At 53.2% G+C, this 19,902-nt stretch carries 11 protein-coding genes, 1 tRNA gene and 1 pseudogene; 5 read left to right on the forward strand and 8 right to left on the reverse strand.

Annotated elements, in window-relative coordinates:
- Nucleotides 1-141: 141 nt before the first annotated feature.
- Entirely contained in the window at nt 142-1,239 is a 1,098-nt protein-coding gene (gene ychF, locus ACRBCU_RS09250; protein WP_431365099.1) for a redox-regulated ATPase YchF, read from the forward strand.
- Here ychF and ACRBCU_RS09255 read toward each other — a convergent pair.
- Entirely contained in the window at nt 1,236-2,819 is a 1,584-nt protein-coding gene (locus ACRBCU_RS09255) for a hypothetical protein (protein ID WP_431365100.1), read from the reverse strand. The genes ychF and ACRBCU_RS09255 overlap by 4 nt on opposite strands.
- A gap of 151 nt (nt 2,820-2,970) precedes the next feature.
- Between ACRBCU_RS09255 and ACRBCU_RS09260 the strand changes: the two genes are divergently transcribed.
- The 3 genes from ACRBCU_RS09260 to ACRBCU_RS09270 all read left to right on the forward strand — a co-directional run bounded on the left by ACRBCU_RS09260 (nt 2,971) and on the right by ACRBCU_RS09270 (nt 4,288).
- Complete coding sequence (locus ACRBCU_RS09260) at nt 2,971-3,132, forward strand: hypothetical protein (RefSeq protein ID WP_431365101.1); 162 nt, start codon at nt 2,971-2,973, stop codon at nt 3,130-3,132.
- 62 nt (nt 3,133-3,194) lie between these two features.
- Nucleotides 3,195-4,124 carry a nucleoside hydrolase gene (locus ACRBCU_RS09265; protein WP_431365102.1) on the forward strand — a complete coding sequence of 310 codons (930 nt, stop codon included), beginning with the start codon at nt 3,195-3,197 and terminating at the stop codon, nt 4,122-4,124.
- Between the two features lie 74 nt (nt 4,125-4,198).
- Nucleotides 4,199-4,288, forward strand: a tRNA-Ser gene (locus ACRBCU_RS09270).
- A gap of 883 nt (nt 4,289-5,171) precedes the next feature.
- Here the strand turns inward: ACRBCU_RS09270 and ACRBCU_RS09275 are convergent.
- The 6 genes and pseudogenes from ACRBCU_RS09275 to ACRBCU_RS09300 all read right to left on the reverse strand — a co-directional run bounded on the left by ACRBCU_RS09275 (nt 5,172) and on the right by ACRBCU_RS09300 (nt 17,496).
- Nucleotides 5,172-6,090: pseudogene (locus ACRBCU_RS09275) on the reverse strand (IS5 family transposase).
- Between the two features lie 102 nt (nt 6,091-6,192).
- Nucleotides 6,193-11,637 (reverse strand): peptidoglycan-binding protein, encoded by a 5,445-nt coding sequence (locus ACRBCU_RS09280; RefSeq protein WP_431365103.1) that lies wholly within the window; start codon nt 11,635-11,637, stop codon nt 6,193-6,195.
- A complete protein-coding gene (locus ACRBCU_RS09285; RefSeq protein ID WP_431365104.1) occupies nt 11,637-13,769 on the reverse strand; it encodes a hypothetical protein in 2,133 nt (710 codons plus the stop codon). The genes ACRBCU_RS09280 and ACRBCU_RS09285 overlap by 1 nt, the downstream gene beginning before the upstream one ends.
- A gap of 94 nt (nt 13,770-13,863) precedes the next feature.
- Nucleotides 13,864-15,711 (reverse strand): sensor histidine kinase, encoded by a 1,848-nt coding sequence (locus ACRBCU_RS09290; protein WP_431365105.1) that lies wholly within the window; start codon nt 15,709-15,711, stop codon nt 13,864-13,866.
- Nucleotides 15,712-15,724: 13 nt separating this feature from the next.
- The gene (locus ACRBCU_RS09295) at nt 15,725-16,348 is read right to left on the reverse strand and encodes a response regulator transcription factor (RefSeq protein WP_431365106.1); all 624 of its coding nucleotides are present in this window, start codon (nt 16,346-16,348) and stop codon (nt 15,725-15,727) included.
- A gap of 266 nt (nt 16,349-16,614) precedes the next feature.
- The gene (locus ACRBCU_RS09300; RefSeq protein WP_431365107.1) at nt 16,615-17,496 is read right to left on the reverse strand and encodes a LysR family transcriptional regulator; all 882 of its coding nucleotides are present in this window, start codon (nt 17,494-17,496) and stop codon (nt 16,615-16,617) included.
- A gap of 138 nt (nt 17,497-17,634) precedes the next feature.
- On the opposite strand from ACRBCU_RS09300, the gene glyA reads away from it, so the two are divergent.
- Nucleotides 17,635-18,900 carry a serine hydroxymethyltransferase gene (gene glyA, locus ACRBCU_RS09305; RefSeq protein ID WP_431365108.1) on the forward strand — a complete coding sequence of 422 codons (1,266 nt, stop codon included), beginning with the start codon at nt 17,635-17,637 and terminating at the stop codon, nt 18,898-18,900.
- A gap of 59 nt (nt 18,901-18,959) precedes the next feature.
- Here the strand turns inward: glyA and ACRBCU_RS09310 are convergent, their stop codons facing one another.
- On the reverse strand, nt 18,960-19,730 hold the full coding sequence (locus tag ACRBCU_RS09310; protein ID WP_431365109.1) for an SDR family oxidoreductase: 771 nt from the start codon (nt 19,728-19,730) through the stop codon (nt 18,960-18,962).
- Nucleotides 19,731-19,902: the final 172 nt, after the last annotated feature.

The raw sequence follows: 19,902 nt of genomic DNA on the forward strand, positions 1-19,902 counted from the left end.
AGGCAGACGGGGGCAGCGCCCCAAACGCGCGCGGCCTTCATGGCCGCGTCAAACCTGCGCGCGCGCAAAAGCGCGCTCAATCCCCTTGCGCGTATAGGAAAACCTGCCATATGGAGGCGCACCAATACAAAGGAGAGCGTCATGGGTTTCAAAATGGGTATCGTCGGACTTCCGAACGTTGGTAAATCCACGCTCTTTAATGCGCTTACGAAGACCGCAGCCGCGCAGGCCGCAAACTTCCCCTTCTGCACGATTGAGCCAAACGTCGGAGACGTTGGCGTTCCAGACGCACGCCTCGACAAACTCGCGGCAATCGCTGGCTCAAAACAAATTATCCCAACCCGCATGACTTTTGTGGACATCGCAGGCCTCGTCAAAGGTGCCTCCAAAGGCGAAGGCCTAGGAAACCAGTTCCTTGCCAACATCCGTGAAACGGATGCGATCGCCCATGTGCTACGCTGTTTTGAAGATGGCGACGTCACCCATGTCGATGGCCGCGTGAACCCTGTTGAAGACGCAGAAACCATCGAAACCGAATTGATGCTCGCCGATCTGGAAAGCGTCGAAAAACGCCGTCAGGGGCTCGTGCGTAAAATTAAAGGCAACGACAAAGAAGCGGTTCAACAGGACCGCCTTCTTGCCGCCGCGCAAGAGGCCCTTGAAAACGGCAAGCCCGCACGAACAGTTGACGTCGACGCAGAAGACAAAAAAGCATGGAAATTGCTGCAACTCTTGACGTCCAAACCTGTTCTCTATGTCTGCAACGTTGGCGAATCCGAGGCTTCGGAAGGCAATGAGCACTCTGCAGCTGTCGCAGAGATGGCCGCCGCTCAGGGTAATTCCCACGTCATTATCTCCGCGCAGATCGAAGAAGAAATCAGCCAACTCGACGCTGAAGAAGCGCAAATGTTCCTTGAAGAAATGGGCCTCGCAGAAGCCGGCCTCGATCGCCTTATCCGCGCAGGCTACGAGCTTTTGCACCTAGAGACTTACTTCACCGTTGGCCCCAAAGAGGCCCGCGCATGGACAATCCGCCAAGGCACAGCCGCGCCTCAAGCCGCCGGCGTCATTCACGGCGACTTCGAAAAAGGCTTCATCCGCGCCGAAACCATCGCTTACGCCGACTACATCGAACACAATGGCGAGCAAGGCAGCAAAGAAGCTGGCAAAATGCGCGCAGAAGGCAAAGCTTACATCGTCAAAGACGGCGACGTGCTGCACTTCTTGTTTAACACTTAGGCGGCTTCAGCAGCGTCGATTTTCGCAAGCAAGTCGTCGCAACGTTCGGTTTGATAGTCCGACCCGTCCACAAAGAACGCCCGCGCTTGGGTGACTCTTTCGCGCGCGTCTTTCAAATGGGCCGGATCAGGGTCCAACCGATACCGCGCAAGCGCAAGATCGGCTATATTCCATTGGAGCACGGCCCAACTGAACGGTGCTTCTTTTTGATAGCCCAATGCTTCACATGATGCATAGGTGTCGCGTGCAATCACGAGCACACTCAAATCGTCAGTTACATCTCCAAAATATCTTTGCGCGAGGCCCAAGTTGTTTTGTGCTGTCTTCCAATCGAGCGGCGCTTTAGTTTTGCTTACAAATGCCAAAGCCGTTTCCAAGCTTTCAACCGCTTCTCTCAAAGTTTGAGCATCTTTTGTCACCTCGCCCAGCTTGGCTAAGGCATTGCCCAAAGTTCCCCAGCCATTTCTTAAGACAACTGAATTATCCAACAGCACACCAACATCTACTACATCACGCAATGCGACGACTGCATTGCCCAAAATCGATGCATCACCATCCCGAATACCCATTTCCAACAAAACAGTTCCAATCATAACCATCGCTCTAGCCCAACTATTAGGTTCTTTCGATTTGCTGGTTCGTTTGATGGCGCCTTCAAGCGCATTTTGCGCTATCGTCAGATGCCGTTCATTTGAAGATCGCTGTGCGATGTAAAAATGACTTGCGCCAAGAGCATCCAACGCAAGGGCCTCCAAACCCCGCTTACCTTTCGCTTTTTCATAATTTGCCTTTGCCAGGTCCAGTGCAACACGCAGCTTGAACATGTCCCCTGACCTATAACCATCATTCATCCAATCAGTGCACAGCTGATTGGTTGCCCCAAACACCCCGCCCGGAGGTGCCTGTCGGTGCAAATCCGCGATCAACCGTTTCGCAGCTAAATCGGGCCGATTTCGAATGCGATCTTGTCCCAATTGATCTTGAAACAGCTTTTCCCGCGCCTGCTCGTTCCGCGCCATCGCGTCATCCAGCGCAAGTGCAGCGCCGTCCATATCCCCCAGCAAATTGAGCCGCGCCACCTCTGCCATCAGCCCTTGATACTGGCCGTCGGCATTGTCTGCGACCTCGCCTGCCGCTTGCATTCTCTCGAATATTTCCAGCGCTTTTTTCACAGCCACATAGGCGGTTTCCAAATCTCGGGTCTTCCCCTCCGCATAGGTAATTGCCAATTGAAACAGCAACTCATCGCTTTTGCCCGCAGTCAGGCCCTCTTTGGCCAATCGCGCAACGATGCGATCTGCGTCGCGTTCTGCTTTAGTCTCATCAGCCTCGTCAGTGGCTTCAACGTCAAGAAACTTGTCGATCCATTCTTCATCAAGGGAAAGCGCTTTGATAAACCGACCTACAGTGCGCGTATCCAGCGCCTCTTTGGTTCCGCCTTCAACCTTTGAGATGAATGATTTCCCCGCGGATGGTTCCATCGCTGCGCCCAACTCGTCGAGCGTCCATGGCTTGAGCGATCTGGCACGCTTTACCGCCTTGCCAAACGCTTTGCGGACATCTTCGGAAACTTTAGGCAACTAGATACTCCTTTAGCCAACACAAGGCATCTTTTCACGATTTCAGGGCAACTCTGTGTGACTGACCCATTCCGCCATTCGTGCGAATTTGTGCATGTCGACAACATCTTAACCCAAGGTGGGCCCGCCGCGAATATGAGGACTTTACCCCATGATGTGGCTTAAGCAACTTATCAGTGTCTGGATTTCAACTCTGGACATCATCAATCTGGCTTTCGCGCTTTTGTGCTATTTAGCGGCCTACGACATTCACCCGCGTATCTGCGCGTTGATCGCCTGCCTCATTCATATTGCTCTTTTGTGTCAGGGCTAGGACTGGTCAAACCACAGGAAGGGCGATAGCTTCGCCTTTTCCCATTCTAATGAGCGATTTCAATGCCTAAACAGGTCAAACTGATCATCGACACGGACCCCGGTATCGACGACGCCATGGCGATTTTCTATGCGGCGGCTGCGCCCGAAATCGAGCTGCTCGGCCTTACAACAATCTTTGGCAACGTCACCACGCAAATGGCGACGCGCAATGCACTGCGCTTGCTGGAATGGCTCGGCCACGAAAATGTGCCCGTCGCGCAAGGGCTGTCCCAACCGCGCGAACTCCCCCCCTTTCCCCCGACTGCGATTGTTCATGGCGAAGAGGGGTTTGGCGACATCCCTGCCGCTGAACCAAGGGGCGCAAAAATCAAAGAAACCGCGCCTGAATTTCTGGCTCGCATGGCCCGCGAGCTTAAGGGCGAGTTGGTGATTTGCCCCATCGGTCCGCTCACTAATATTGCCGCAGCTTTGGACCTGGATCCAGAGTTTGCAAAGAATGTTGGACGTATCGTCTTGATGGGCGGCTCGCTTGAAGAAGGTGGCAACATTACCCCCCATGCAGAGGCGAACATCTACCACGATCCTCATGCTGCCGAGTGTGTCTTTGCATCCGGCGCCAACATCACGATGGTAGGCCTGGACGTTACCCACCGCATCCTTTGCACCGCCTCATATTTCGACGCGATGGAAGCCGCCGCCCCCCGCCTTGGTGCTTTAATCAATAAAATGAGCCGCTTTTACTTACATTTCTACACGACAGTCGGCAAACATGACGGCTGCTCCCTGCACGATCCAGCAGCGATCATTGCCTGCACCCACCCAGAACTCTTCACCCCGCGCGCAGTTCCAGTCGCCGTTTCCTGCAATCCAGAAACGTCAGGCGCGACCCTACTCGCAAGTGACGCAAGGCCATCAACTGACGTGTTAATGACCGTCGACGCTATCGCGGTAAAACGGCAGTTTTTGAGCGTTATGTCCAACTTGGACTAACTCGTTCGCTTTTTTTCAGATCTAAGTAAATTCCGACTTGTATCCCCCACCCCAACAGGGCTATCCCCGTCAGCGGAGACGTGGCCGAGTGGTCGAAGGCGCTCCCCTGCTAAGGGAGTAGGCCCGGAAGGGTCTCGAGGGTTCGAATCCCTTCGTCTCCGCCACCCACCTTTTGGCAAGACGGAACTCCGCCTCTAAGGCGTTGTTTTTATTGATTGCATTCTCTATCCCTATGACCTGTGCCCCAAGTTCCCTCCAGCATTGCGCGGAGTTTTAGGGGCGCAGGTCAAAGTCAGTCGATATTAATTGGCACAGTTTAAAGGTCGAGCAGTGCACGATTCACCCAACCTTAATTCTGTGGATTTAGAAACTGGTAGGCCAAAAGACTTTGTTTCTCTTGGTGAACAACTAACCACGCCGCCGGAGCCAACACCTAGCCTCACTGCGCTAATGGAAAAGTTTCTTAGCAACGCCAACAAGCTGCGTACCGATAAAACAAAAATCGATCAGAGGGTACTTGGTGGTGATTTTCCAAGTCCTTGGCCACGACAAGCCAGTAAGTGATATCATCAAAGGAGACTGCGAACGAGTACGTGATCTGATCGCACGGCTTCCCCCCAATTTTTTTAAGCTTCCCGATGCAGAGAGATACACTCTAGAAGAATTGGCTGACGTAGCTGAACAAAAGAACTTGCCCAAGTTATCACCGACTGGTGTGAACAACTATCTCCGTTAATTGATGACATTCCTCGCTTGGTGCCACCGAAAGGGCTTGATGGATAGAATGCCCACGGCTTATTCAGAAATCAAAGTGGCCGATCCCGTGCGCAAACAGGACAAGCGGGAAGCGTTCACCAACGATCAGTTAAACCTCATTTTCCGTAGTCCCGTCGATGAGCAGCAGAAGCGGGATAGCAACCTCTTCTGGGTGTCGTTGATAGCACTTTGGAACGGGATGCGATCAAACGAGATTTGCCAATTGGATGTTTCTGAGGCTCTGTTACGCAAATCGGTGTTTGAGCGGACTTCCCCTTTCCCCGGACGGACTTATGCTACGGACTCAGTGACAGGTATGCCAAGAGCTGAGTAGCGGTTCAAGAGCGCGATGCGTACTTGGAGCTCCGCAGCTTGCCAGGCCATGAGGCCTTGGCCGAGGAGTTTGACGCAGTTCATTTTCGTCTCTGCGCATCTGCGGCGGCGATATCCGGTCAGCTTGCGCCACAAGGCGCGACCAAGATACTTGCAGGTTTTCACGGCTCCGTTTCGCGCGATGGCGCCCGCCGTCGTTGGCTTCCAAGGCTGCGCATTTTGCTTGGGGGGATGATGACGGCGGCTCCGCGAGCGGCAATCACATTGTGGCATCTGCGCGTGTTATAAGCCCCATCTGCGGTGACTGTGGCAATCTCCCGGTCGGGTGGGATCTGGTCCAGCAAGTCGGGCAACATTGGTGCGTCGCCTACGTTGTTTGTCGTGACGCCGACCGCGCGGATCTCCAGTGTTTCTTCATCCATGCCAAGGTGAAGCTTGCGCCACAGGTGTCTCTTTGGCCCGCCGTGTTTACGTGCACTCCACCCTCTTTCGCCTTCCACTTTGATCCCGGTCGCATCGATCAGCAGATTGAGCGGCCCCGATCCGCCACGATAAGGGATGGCGACGTTCATTACCTTCTGACGGCGACATAAGGTACTGAAGTCTGGCACTTTCCAGTCAAGCCCTGCCAGCCGCAGCAGACTTTCGACAAAGCCTGCCGTCTGTCGAAGAGGCATGCCGAACAGTACCTTCATTGTCAGGCAAACCTGGATCACCGCGTCGCTAAACTCGGGCTGACACCCCGCTTGCCTGTCGGCGGCGCGTGCCCCGACATTTCGGGATCAAACCAGATCGATAGCGAACCGCGCTGCTTCAGTGCCGCGTTGTACGAAGGCCAGTTCTTGGTCTTGTACTTCGTGGGGGACCAACTGCTCATCAGTGACAGCTACCAAGCAGGATTCATGAGATGAATCCCTTGCGCCATCTAAGCAACAATGCCGATAGACGGGCCAAAGCTATCGCATCTATTTGATAGTTCCTAAATACAAATGCGTTGACCATTCACGATCACACAGTTTTTCCCATGCCCTCCCGCGCCGTCTTCACCGCGGTCGATTTCAATTCTTGGGCACCCTGCTCCAGAGATTGGTGGCAAGCCAGTGTTTTGGCAAACACAGCGCGTTGCGCTTACTTTACGCATTCCGCGATAACGGCAAGCACATCCATCGCCATGTTGGATGGTTGAGCGCGCGTTGCACTGAGTGCGTGGCTTGTAGCAATCACCATTGCTATTCAGCTTGTAACCGCTCGGGCAGCTTTTTTGCACCGTGTAGCATTGACCTTTGCTATTGCGCCTTTGGCCTTCTGGGCACGCCTTGCGCGGTGTGTAGCATTGGCCTTTGCTATTTTTCACTTGCCCGCTTGGGCAATCAACCTCGGGCCAATAACAAACGCCGCGCGAGTTTTTCTTTTGCCCTGGTTTGCATTTCACGTCTGGCACAGGCATCGGAGGCAACTCAACGGAAATACAGAACGGCTTGGTGCCTTCGGTGGACGGAACCCCCAATGCCTCGAATGTTTCATCGTCAATCTCACCTGTTGGCTCCAGGCCGAGCTGCTCTTGAAGCGCGCGAACGCCTGCTCGTGTCTTACGGCCAGGCGCGCCATCAACAGGACCGCCATCAATGCCAAGTTTCAGCATAATGCTTTGCATGACTGACGCTCTAAGAAACTTGCTGTCGCCTATGCCGACTCCGACGCAGTTTTCGAAAGTACCGCCAGATGCGAGCCCGGGAATAACGACTTCCATCGCAACCTGAGAGGCCGCGCCTGGAGCAAGTTCCACCGCGCCGTTCAAACAGCTTGTGCCGAGTCCATCTGTGCGCAGGCACTCCCAGCCATCGCCATCGAGCATTTCGACCAATTTCGGCTTAGGTGCGCCAAACGTATCATCCAGAACCAGCGGACCAGAGTAGCCGCCATCTCCAACATTCTTAACACCGATCTCGAAAGCGCAGGTATAGGTCTGAGCCGCCTTGTTCACCTCGCACTCACCCTTTGCGGATTTGAATGCTTCTAGTAATGGCGTTGCAGGCGGCGGCGGTGTAGCTGCCGCAAAGGCAACGCAGCCAGCATCGCCAACAGCCGCTCCATCAATCGTCCCAGAAACGCAATTTTGCGGCTCTGTGCCTTCTAAGAATTCTTGAGAGACCTGAACATTCGCAAGCAACGTCGCAGTCCCGCCTTGTGAAATGAGCTCGTCCGTTGCAATCGAACACTCAGGCGCATTCGCTGCGGAATAAACAGGCTGCGTGCAAGTCCAACCAGCAGATTGCGCGGCAAAGACGCTGACAAGGCTTGGATGCTCCGACCCGCCGCTGAGCATATTTTCTGAAACCGTAAGAGTTTGACCCGGTGTCAGGTTTTCGGCGCTTATAGAAATTTTACAGAAGCGCCCACCAGGTGCGGTACTGCTTCCTAAGGCCTCGCAGGACTTGGTCAAAGCAAGCGTTGCTTCGGGCCCCACGGGGGGGCCGGTCACACAGCTTCCAGCATTCTCAACAAACCCGTCCGCGCATTCGGCACCGATGTTAACGCAGTGCTGCGCGCTTGGTGAAGATAGCGCACTATGCGGCGCCGCAAAGGTGCAATTGCTGAGATCCGCGACCAAACCGCCACCGTTATGGATTTGCGCCGTTACCGTCAGAACTGACGTCCCCCCCGCTGCGATAAGATCGTTTATCGGCAGATCACAGTGACCCGCAGAATACGGCGCAGAGCTTGAGGTATCGGTGCAGGACCAATTTTCGCTTGAGGTCACATTTGCATTCGCCATGAAGGTCGTCACAGGCTTTGCTTCTGTTCCATTTGCGCTGGCTTGCGAGCTCAACTCATCAAACACGCGCACACTGCCCGAACCAGCGGTCAAATTGGTGCCCGTTACAGTAATTTCGCAGGTCAATGTGCTGGGCGCACCCGGACTTACTTGCAAAGCATCGCACGTCTTGGTGGCCGCGATATCTGGCGTCGCTTGCGCAGCCGCGGCAATACAGGATTCGTTGTTGTCCAGATCGGTTTCTGCGACGTCCTGCCCGTTAGCCATTGCTCGGATTTTCGCGCAATTTTGCCACGCCGCGCCGACTGGAACGGACGTAGACAACGTTATCGGAGGAAGCGTTTGACCATTTGACGCGACAGTGAATTGGCACGTAACGCTTGTGTCGCAAACCCACCCCGATGCAGGCAAAACCTGAGCCAACCCCAAACCTTGCCCTTGTATTGGGTCCGAGATTTCAACAACCTGCCCCGCCATCAACGTTCCTGTAACGACCGTCGGCGTCAGCGTAAATTGAATATCCCCTGTTGGCGAAAGCTCCATGTCTGAAGTTTTCTCAATCGCAAGATCAAACTCATCGACCTGATCTTCGCGCGTAATACAGCTAGAATTGTTGCTCAGATTGGTATCGGTCTGACCCGAAATTGATACGTCAGCACAGTTTTTCTCCCAAGGCACAGCTAGGTGCTGTGCGCCGACTTCAATCGGACCCGGGGCCGCACCGTTGCTTGGAACTGTATAGCTGCAGGTCAGAATATCGTTTGTCTCAGAGCAGGTCCATCCGGGTGCCGTGCTATAGACATAGGTCATATTATACGCTGCGAGATCTTCACTAACGGTTATCACGGCCCCCGGCGTCAACGTGCCAGACGCAACGCTTGGCGTCAGCATAAACACAGGCAGTTCACCCGCTGGCAAATTCATATCGCTTGGAGCCGTCTTTGTCGTGATTTCTTTGTTCAGCGTCAGGTCAACTTCGCTCGGCTCGCGTGGCGGATCAAAGGGAATACAAATCGCATCGTCGTGAACTGGCACCCAAGAGCTCGCCCAAGGCGGCGCTGGGTTTGCACTTGGATCAAAACTACCCAGAGGTGCAGAGTTCGACACCAAGCCAACCGAAATACAGTTGTGGTTGTTATGGTGCGCAGCGTCGTCGCGCAAATAGCCTGAAATCGTTGCGCTCACATCCAATGTGAAGGTCTCATTCGCACCAAGCGCCACATCAACAACGCATCCCTCAAACGCGGAGGTCGGCGTACATGCAGGCGTTTGCGGCGGAGTTGACGTAATAGATGTCAGCGTTGCCCCCTGCCCGATCATTTGCTCAACCACTGCGAGGCGGCCCGTAAACGGTTGCCCTGTCGTCGAAATGTTGATGGAAAACGAGCAAGGTGCTGCGGGAGTGCAAGCGCCATTTGCGACTTTTTCGATCTCTAACTCTGGGGTGCCGATCTCAAATTCGGTGCACGCAAGTTGCCCGTTTTCCTCGCTCAACTCATCGAACTCACTGAGCGTGCTATCATCCAAGGAAACACAGTTTTCGCCAACAATCACATCGACGTTTTCAGGCAACGTCAAACCCGTTGGTGCCACATAGTCAACGATGTAGGTGATACTCGACCCAGCGGCGATATCCGCGTGACCTGTGCACCCACCTGCAAGTAAATCAGACGCATTCGTACATAGCGCAGGGCTGATCGCATTGATCGTGCCGCCCGATGGCGTCAGAGTTGTTTCAAGCAGCGTAATTGTATCGGAATAATCGCCCGAACCTACGTTAGTAACAGTGTATTCAAACTGACACGTCTGCCCCGGGGCGCACTGATCAAACGTCGCGGACTTGGCGATGATAAGATCACTGCCGCCTTCGGTATGACAATCTTCGGCCTGCAGGACGCTGCCATCGGCAAGAGTAATCTCGCCAGCTGCGCAATTCTTGTAAGGGCCATCCGTGTCCAAAAAGAACGTCAGCGTTGATTGAAAACTGGACCAGTCATGCGCAGCGCCTTGCGTCATGCCATCATAAATGTGGCACGAAGGCGGAATAGCAAATGGCGGCGTTCCCGTCGCGAGTCCACATTCCCAATAGTGGGCAGACCCCAATGGTTCCCATTGTGCCTGCACCTGTATGGGCGTTCCTGACACTTGGCTATCTGCAATGGTCAGCGGATTACTCGATGTCGGCGGTGGGCCTGAATAGGTGACATCGATGTGGCAAATCGTGTTGCTGATATCATTCTGCTCATTCGGCTCGCATGTCTTGGTCAGATCGAAATGCACCTCTGGCGGCTCACACACCAAGCCTTCTGGGATTTTCACTTCAAGCTCACCCATGCAGCACAGGTCAAGCCCTGGCTTGCTGCCTGCGCCATGTTCAATCGAGGCGAGCGACATGTTCACGGTGTCACCTGCCCCCGCCCCTGACAGAATGAGAGTCAGCGGATCATTAGGATTGCTTTGCGCTGTAACACCAGAGGTCAAAACAGTGACGTCAATGGACGTCGGGTCAAAGCTGCCCGTCAAAGAATTGGACAACACAACCTGATACCCACCTGCGTCATTGCACTCAACGGATGGTGTAAAGGCTTCGCATATCTTGGGCTCTAGAGGCAGATCGCCCGTGATTTCAATCTCGACACAAGACGAAAGCTCCCCGCCATCTGGCGCGGCGGCCATGCCCACAGTTTGCGCGCAGTTTTCCATCGCTTCGCCCAGCTCATCCAAGGTCAGTGTCACCTCCAGAACTGAACTACCTGATGTTGGGAAGTCGGTATTCGAAATAGTGCACGACAAACCACTGCATGCCCAGGGATCAGCAGACACAATTTCGCTTGTCGCGATCAAACCGCCGCTTAACGCATCGGAGATTTCGATCTGTTTGCTTGGGTTTGTGGCGGTGACTTCGATCTCGCATTGCAAAGTCCAAGGCGCGCCAGTGCTTGCGTCGATAGGCTCGCATTTTTTCAAGATCGAGAGATCTTCTTCGTTCGGGCAAGACACGCCGCGAACGCAGATGTTGTCGTAGCCAACCTCTTCATAAACATCGAGGACTGAATCGATCGGCAAAATGACCTGATCCACATTGGCAAAAAGCGCGTTCCATTCGGTTTCCGTGCCCGAAAACGTCCAGCTGCCATCGGATGAAACCGGCAATGGATCACCCGTCACGCGCTTGGAAACCGGCGCGCAAAACCGCGTCCAGCCTGATCCTGTTTCTTGGTTATCAACTAGACTGTTAGACCACGTAAACGTAGCAGATTTGCCCGCGCCTTTTACGATGAAATGGGGCTTGAAAGGGGAGGATTGGTTTGGACTTCCATCACCGTCTATGAACAGATTGATATCAACACAAAACTCGGTGCAGTCGCTTGTCGAGAACCAGTTCTCAAGCAAGACATTCGCGCTGGTCGAGCACAAACGCTGCCCGTGGGGTCCGCTAAACCCATAGAGAAACCCATCCGCTGGATCTTGCGCGCGGAATCTATGTTCGATGCGTCCTCTAGAGGGGTCAACGCCATAGTCTTGGCAAATCTCCCAATCGCCAGTTGAGCCATCAAAGGTTTCGCATTGCTCTTGCGCAAAGCTCGTCTGAGCGATGACGGCAAATAGTGCACTGAATGCAAAAGAGGTCCATTTCTTAACAAGCATCACTCTGCCTCCTTCACGCAAACATCGACCGGAAGCGACAGTGTCAAATCAACTTCGCAGCAATCATAGGGACCACCTGTCGCTTTCTGCGCGGCGTTGTATCCGCAGGCTCTGATCTGCGCGCCTTGGCCTTGCACCAATGAACCCAGCGAAATTTTCAAAATATCATCGACCGAAACATCGTTTGGAACAGACAGCGAGCCGCTGAGGTCTTTCAATTCAATTCGATCAATACCCGTGCCTTTGGCGTCAAACAAAGTGACCGCCTCATATGTGCCACTTGAGGCAATGCAGATGTTTTTCACAAAACTGTCTAAACATGCACTCTTGGGGGGTGGTGGATTGTCAAAACATCCTTCGGGCTTGTCGCATGGGCAGTCTTCACCAATGCAAACCGCGTTGCAGACCTCAACCGCTGGATCGCAATCCGCCCTTGGTGGCCCGCTCACATAATAGGTGTCGCCTGCGCCTTCGCCCAAGCAACCCAGCACTTCGACATCTCCGATATGACCGAATTGATCCTCTTTCGGATAAGCGCCGTCGTAGTCAAAATGAAAGCTCTGCCAAGGGGGCGATGCCGCCTCTTGGTCCTGCAAGAGCGGTTGGGCCTGAACCCCATCGACGTGAAAAGCACCGCCAACAGCTAACGCCGCGCTGAGATCCGCTTGGTCGCGCAATTGCTCGCCCGTTGCCCAAAGAGTGCCCGCGCAATTTGAAAAATCCCAATCGCCTTTACGATCATAAGACGGACCAACGGCAACGCCGCCAGTGGTGTTGTTTTCTTCGCCCGCAAAACCCACAGGCAAGACCTGCGGCGCTGAGACCCAATCAAATGGCGTATTCGGATCGTTAGGAACCTCCCTAACAAAACGCAGAACTTGCGCCTTTTGTGCGCGCGCAAAGGCAGCGAAACTTTGGTCAGCCTTTTGTTTTCCACGTTGCGCAAGGATCAAACCACCTTCTGAATCAAAGGCCATATCTGATATTTCATAATTCGGGTGCGGCGCATCTATGGTGAATTCAAGTCGAGCATCATCCAAGAAATTCCCGGTATCGCGATCAAGTCCGACGGACCAAATCGCAGGGCCATCCGCGACAGAATAAAAGAGCCGCCCGTCATGAACGGCCAGCCCCCAAACCAAACGACGATCATCGGTGTAACCCCATGTGTCGGGATCTTCCGCATCAAAATCGCGCCCCTTTATGTTGGCGATTTCATCTCGATCATATGGAACAGGCGCAACGCCTGCCCGCTTTAGGGCGTTGATCCCATGATCGAAGTGCCCCAAATCGTTGCCCATCAAGTCCAACCGATGGATCATACCCGTTTGGCGATCGGACACGAAAAGCTGACGACGCCCAGCATCAAAGGCAATGTTGCCCAAGGCCGCGCCAGTGTTGGCTTGACCATCCAGCGCAATGTTGGCGAACAAGGTCACTTGCCCTGTGCGTCCATCTACCTTCCAAACACTGCCCGGCCCTGCAGAAGGGGCAGTGCCCCATTGCCCCTTCATCCAAGTCGCATCTGCGTTGCCTGTGATCAATCTATCAGGAACACGGTCGTGATTTTCATCCTTACCAACAACGTGCAGGCCAAAAGCAGAACTCGCCGTTAGGTAAAGGTTGCGGTCGGTCTCTTGATCGATCGCCAGCCCAAAGACCAAGCCGATATCTCTGGCGAGAATCTTGTCATAGGCAGGCGTTTTAATTTCCGCGCCATTTGGAGCAAAGCCAATCGCGTCCGACCGCATCAACGTTGCTGATGCACCATTAAGATCAATCGTCAGATAAGCCTCATCAGATGCCGCTCGTTTGTTGCCATCCGGCCCTAAAAACGGCTTAACTTTTTGAACGCCAGGGAAACCTGAAACCACGACCGTCGCGTCCGAAAAAAGCGCACTTTCAGGCCGGTTCACAGGTAGGACAACAGTGCGCCCAGAGGCGCTGCGCACCATCGGGGGTTTAACAGGCGCACGCCAATTCATGATGCCAGAATTGCTCGCGACGGGCGGCTTCTTACTGGCTGCAGGGAGTTGCCATTGCTGGGCGGGTTTAGCGTTGTCTTGAGCGACACCAACACTCGCTATTGTTAACAATACACTGACACACGTGCCCTGTAGAAATCGGTACATAATGAAACTCGCTTATTAAAATAATTTGCAAAAACCGTACGATACGAAAAGTCCTTCGTATACTGTAGGTAACGACAGGTTTTGATGGTTTTTTTCAGGTTTTGGTCTCGATGATGAGCCTTGTGCCCTGCCCATTTCCTGAACGCACAGAAAGCTTCGCGCCGAGTGCCGCTGCACGCGCGCTAAGGGATGCAAGGCCCAACGATGCATTCGTGCCTGTCGGCTTAAAACCACATCCGTTGTCAGAAATATGAAACGTAAAACCCTTCTCGCTGCATCGGAAAAACACGTCGATAGCAGAGGCTTGAGAGTGCTTCAAAGCGTTCTGCACTGCCTCTTGAAAAATCTTGAATAACTCCCCCTGATGCGCTTGAGAAACATGATGTTCTTGATCGAAAAGCGCATCAACCTTGATCGAGACCGCAGCCCCGCGGCTCAGGTACTGAGCTTGCTTGTGCATGGCTTGAATAAAGCCGTCCGCTTGAATGAGACTCGGTGTCAGCTCGTGCGCAAGATTTCGCGTATCGGCAATTGCGTGATCAAGTTGGGTCACGAGTTCATTGATATCTTGATCGATGTCACCTTTGGTATTTGCACCTAAAAGTTGCGCATTCATTTTGGCAGATGACAACATTTGACCAATGCCGTCGTGCAGATCCTGCCCAAGGCGTTGTCGCTCGTTTGCCTTGGCCTGCGCTGCATCTTGGGTTGCCGCGACATAGGCCGCGTTTTTCATGCGATAGTCGATCATTGCAGCAACAAGAAAGAAGAACGGGAAAAGTCGCACCGCAAAAGCACGCAATTCAAAGCCGAAAAAGAGTATAAACTCGCGATCTAGCGCGTTGAAATCGTAAACATAAGCCCCGACCAAAACGGCGATTGCAGCGACAAGAGGAATAGCCCGAGGATCACCCGAAAGCACCGAACGACAGGAGGTGACGACAACAACGAGCAATAGCGCAAGTGTTGAAGGAAGCCACAGGGGGTCAGTTAGCCCTTTCAAGAAGATCGAAAGTTCGTTTCTAAAAGGCCATGATAAAAGAACCGGAGCAAGGACTCCAAACTGGAAAAGGCGCGTTGACCAACCAATGCGCAGCCCCAAAATTGCCGCCATAAATTGCGGGATCGCCGCTACGACTGCAAGATTGAACTTTACCGCGAGAACCTCCCAACCGTCGCTCACAGCGCCCTCAAACGCGCGAACATGGGGAGACAAGGGAATGGCGGTAATGCCATAGGTCAAAAAGGACACCGAGAGCCAAAATGTGGTCTTTGTTATCGGAAGCGCAATCAGCAAGACGACAAAGGCGAGAACCGAGATGATATCTACAAATAGCAAAATGCCCGAATAAATATCGTAGCGGGACTTCTTTTTTGAGATTTGCTCGACCGCGACACCGTAGTTCCCAATGCCAATTGGCCCGTCATAAATCGTGGCATTTTGAAGATAAAATCGCCCGTGCTTGATGTGAATGGTATTTGCGCCATCAAGCAATGCATCGCGCGGAAGCTGAACGAGGCGCGTTCCCACAAAAATATTCGTTGACGCCCATGTGTATCGACTTTGATCCAACGTTGCATAACTGGCAATCTTGATGCCGTTCAAATAGATGCTCTCGCCGCCAATGACCGAACCTATGAAGAAATATGGGTCATAGAGTTCGGCCCGCTGCTCTTGGCTGATCGTAAAATCGATGCGCCGCCAGTATTGGACTTGAGCAGAGTCCCCAATCTGATTTTTCCAACTCGCGCGGTTAGGTGCATCTATCGGCGTCCAGCTTTCAGCAGTCAGGTTTGGAACACCCAATTCATCGCCTGAAAGTGTCGTAATATAATGCTGCCCGGTGAGATCGATGTAGGTTTGTGCGGCCAGCGCCTTTGAGGCGAAAAGACACAAAACAACGCTTATACATTTGAAGATCATGGTTGCGAAATGGCACATCCCACGGGTCATTTTATAAAGCAACAAGCCCGAGCGCCAAAGCCTTTGCAACAGCTTCGGCGCGTCGTTTTGCTCCAAGTTTGCTACAGGTGTTTGACATATGAAACTGTACCGTTCGCTCCGTCAAACCAAGCTTTCGCGCGATGGCTTTGGACGTTGCGCCTGCGGCCGCGAGCTGCAAACACTCGATCTCTCGTTTCGTTAAACCTGCTTGATCTACGTCCCGTCCCTGCTCTCGCACTTCAATCATCGATGCGCAAATGTAGGTCCCGCCTGATGCGACTTCTCCGATCGCAATGTCCAACTCTTCAAAGGCATCATCTTTTAGCACATACCCTGCCGCCCCGAGCTTGAACAACGTTTCCAGCAATTCCAAATCACGGTGCATTGTAAGTAAGACAACAGGAACTGGCGGCTCCAAGGATTGCGCAAGTTCAACAAGACGGGAAATGCCCGGGCCCGGCATGGATACATCCAAAATAGCGACATCGGGCTGCTTCTGAACGAGCGCTTTTTCGACGTCGAAACCATCTTTGCAGATTGCACAAACGTCATAGTGACCAAGAGTGTCTGCCAACTTGACAAGACCTTGCAGAAAAATCGCATGGTCATCTGCAAAAAGCAACGAAATCGCCATAGCCTGCCCTTAAATCGTCAAGTACATCAATGGTTAAAGCCTAGATATCAATCCAGCAATCTTGCTGGAATTGCGCAAAATTTTACACGTTCTTAGTTGCCAAGCGGCAACAACATAAGCGAGCTGCTTAGCCAAAACCAGCGCAGCAAGAGCGGCGAAATTTCGGTGCCGCGCTTACCATTCCAAAGGGTTTTCACAGCTCAATCTGCGCGCGCGGCCCGATCAACCAGCGTACCACCATTCGGCATTCGCCCCTTTGAGATCGGTTAGCTATGAACAAGCAATTCGACGATTTTGCGAACGACAGGATCACCATCAGCTTTCGGCCCGACTTCTAAAAAGAGCTTTTCCTTACGCAGCACCCGTTCGGGAAACGGAGCGACCAGCTCGCCCCTTCTAAGGTGTTCTTCAACAAGAAAACGATGCCCCATAAGCACGCCCGCGCCATTTTTCGCCTCTTCCAACGCCAATCCGAAAAGCGAGAAAACAGGCCCCGATTTTCCAAGCTGAAGATCGCCGCCAGCGGCCGACGCCCATAGGGTCCAATCATCAATCCACGTTTCATCGTTCAAAAGCGTTTCCGACATCAGATCAGATGGTGCCTTTAATCGCATCGCTAATTCGGGTGCGCAGACTGGGAAAATCTCATCTTCAGCAAGACAAAAGCCGCGCCCGTCATCATGCGGCTCGGCAAGAAAAAGGCTAAATTCGAACGGCTCGCGCTGCAAATTCGGTGGCGTTAATCGCGTTGTGAGTGAAATTTCGAGGTTTGGGATGGCTTTTCGCAAAGCGCTCAATCGCGGTGAAAGCCAAAAATGGGCAATGCTGGGAAGGGTCGCTATCCGAATGCGCTCTGGGCTGGCCGCGCGCATGAGCGAAAACACAGAACCGATCATTTGATCAAACGCCCTTGTGAGGTCTGGCACTGCTTGGCGTCCAGCATCTGTTAGGCTCACGCCTTGGGCATGACGATCGAATAGGCTCAACCCCAACCAACTTTCCAGCGATTTCACCTGTTGAGAAATAGCTGCGGGCGTCACGCAAAGTTCATCAGCCGCGCTCGTAAAACTGCCAAGGCGAGCGACCGTTTCAAAGGCGCGTAGCGCATTCAAAGGAGGCAAATTGGAGCGGCGCGGTTTCCCAGTCATAGTAGGGATAGATAATCTAAGCCTAGAGAATAGTAAATCTCGTTTGCGCGCAATCTAGACACATGGTCAATTGTTAGAAACCAATCTGTCTAACCAGCGTAGAACAGCCGCCTACGCCCCTAACAAGTGAGCCTTTAGATGTCTGAATTCTTTGCGTCTGGCGTTGCCCAGACTGATCCGTTGATTGCGAATGCTTTGGACCAGGAATTGACCCGTCAGCAAAACCAGATCGAATTGATCGCCTCTGAAAATATTGTGAGCCGCGCCGTGCTTGATGCGCTTGGCCACGAAATGACAAATAAGACGCTTGAAGGGTATCCCGCGGCTCGTTTTCACGGCGGTGGACAGAATGTCGACATCGTCGAGCAAGCGGCAATTGATCGGGCATGCGATCTGTTCGATTGCGCATATGCAAATGTTCAGCCGCACTCTGGCAGTCAGGCTAATCTCGCCGTGTTCTTTGCCCTGCTGAAAACGGGCGACAAGGTGCTGAGTCTTGATTTGGCAGCTGGCGGCCACCTCAGTCATGGGCTTGGGGCAAATCTTTCGGGACGTTGGTTCGAGGCCCATCACTATGGGGTGCGCGAGGAAACGGGTGTCATTGATTATGACCATGTCGAATCCCGCGCGCAGGACGTTCAGCCCAAGCTACTTATTACGGGTGGCTCGGCCTACCCACGAGCATTAGACTTTGAAAGACTTGCAGCGATCGCTAAAAAAGTCGGAGCCTATTTCCTGGTAGACATGGCCCATATCGCGGGGTTGGTCGCAGGTGGCGTGCATGCTTCCCCGCTTCCACATGCCGACATTGTCACCTGCACAACGACCAAAACACTGCGCGGCCCCCGCGGAGGGCTCATCCTCTCCCGCGATGAAACTTGGCGCAAGAAATTGCAATCGGCCGTTTTTCCGGGCGTTCAAGGAAGCCTGCATACACAAGTCCTCGCAGCCAAAGCGGTGTGTCTGGGGGAAGCACTGCAACCCGAATTTCGTGCCTACGCGCAGCAAGTCGTCAACAATGCTAAAGCGTTAGCCAGCAGCTTACAGAAAGGGGGCGTCGATATCGTTTCGGGCGGAACCGACACGCATATTGCTCTTTTAAACTTGTCAAATCTAGGCATGCTTGGTCGGCAAGCAGAGGCACTGTTGGATCAGGCAAATATTACCTGCAACAAGAACCCAATCCCCTTTGATGCGTCGAACCCAAATGATTGGGTCGGAGTGCGGCTTGGCGTTGCTGCAGCAACAACGCGTGGCTTCAAGGAGACCGAGTTTATCGAACTTGGCCAGACCATCGCAGGGATTTTAACGGCAGATGAAAACGCTCGCGAGACGCAACTGGCTGACGCGCGCGCAGTCACTGCGCGCATGTGCGAGGCCCACCCGATCTATTGGCAAGGATAGCGGCGCTTTCATTTCACAGCAGGCGCTATTTATGGTTCAAAAAGAGCGTTTTCGCCGCCTTAATCCCCCAAAGCCAAACGATCCGACGTGGCGAGGGCTGACATTCCACCGTCAATTGTGATGTCGATGCCTTTGATCCAATGGCTTTCGGGGGAGAGTAAGAACATAATGACGTCAGCGACTTCTTCGGGCTGGCTAGGACGCCCAACGCGCGCGACATTCTTAGCCATGCGCTCACCAAAGGCAGTCGCGAAATCGTCCAAAATGCCTGTACTCACGGCGGCTGGACTTACCGAATTCACCCGCAAATCTTTAGCAATCAGGCGTTCTGTATTCGCCATCCCCCAAACGATCACCGCCTCTTTGGAGAGGTTATAGGCGCGTACATGGTTCAACTCGTGAGCGCCAATGAAATCATCAAGATCATCAACGCAGGAAAGCGCCATGAGCGCTTTAACCTGCTCGATATTATCTGCCCAAGCCGCGCCAGCGCGTGAGGCGGTGTTCACGATTTGCCCGCCTTTCTTGAGCTTGCCCTCTAACCCAAGAGTCAGTTGGACCAAGCCAAAATAATTCACGCTCAATACTGTCTTTGTCAGCCCTTCGCGTGGGGGCAGTCCAGCGTTGTTAATCAAGCTGTCATATTTGCCATCAATCTGTCCAAGCGCGGCATCTATCGCCGCAGGATCGGACATATCGAGCTTGATCCAAGTATCAACATTCGCTGGCTTTACGATATCAAATGCGGTGACTTCGTAGCCCTTCGCCTTAAGCTTTTTGACGGTCTCAGCCCCAATCCCCGTCGCAGCACCTGTTATGATCGCACGCATGTATGCCCCCCTTTAGCGCTTTGTTTGACGACGGCGAGATACAGCGCGCCCTTTGCATCTTACGCATCTTCTTATCGGTAAAGCTATTGCATCAAAAGCACCGGAAAAATGTGGTTCGGACCACGAAATTCACGGCCAGACCAATCATACCAAAGTGTCGCCTTCGCACGGT

Origin of the sequence: Planktotalea sp., assembly GCF_050633725.1 — a bacterium.
GTDB lineage: Bacteria > Pseudomonadota > Alphaproteobacteria > Rhodobacterales > Rhodobacteraceae > Planktotalea.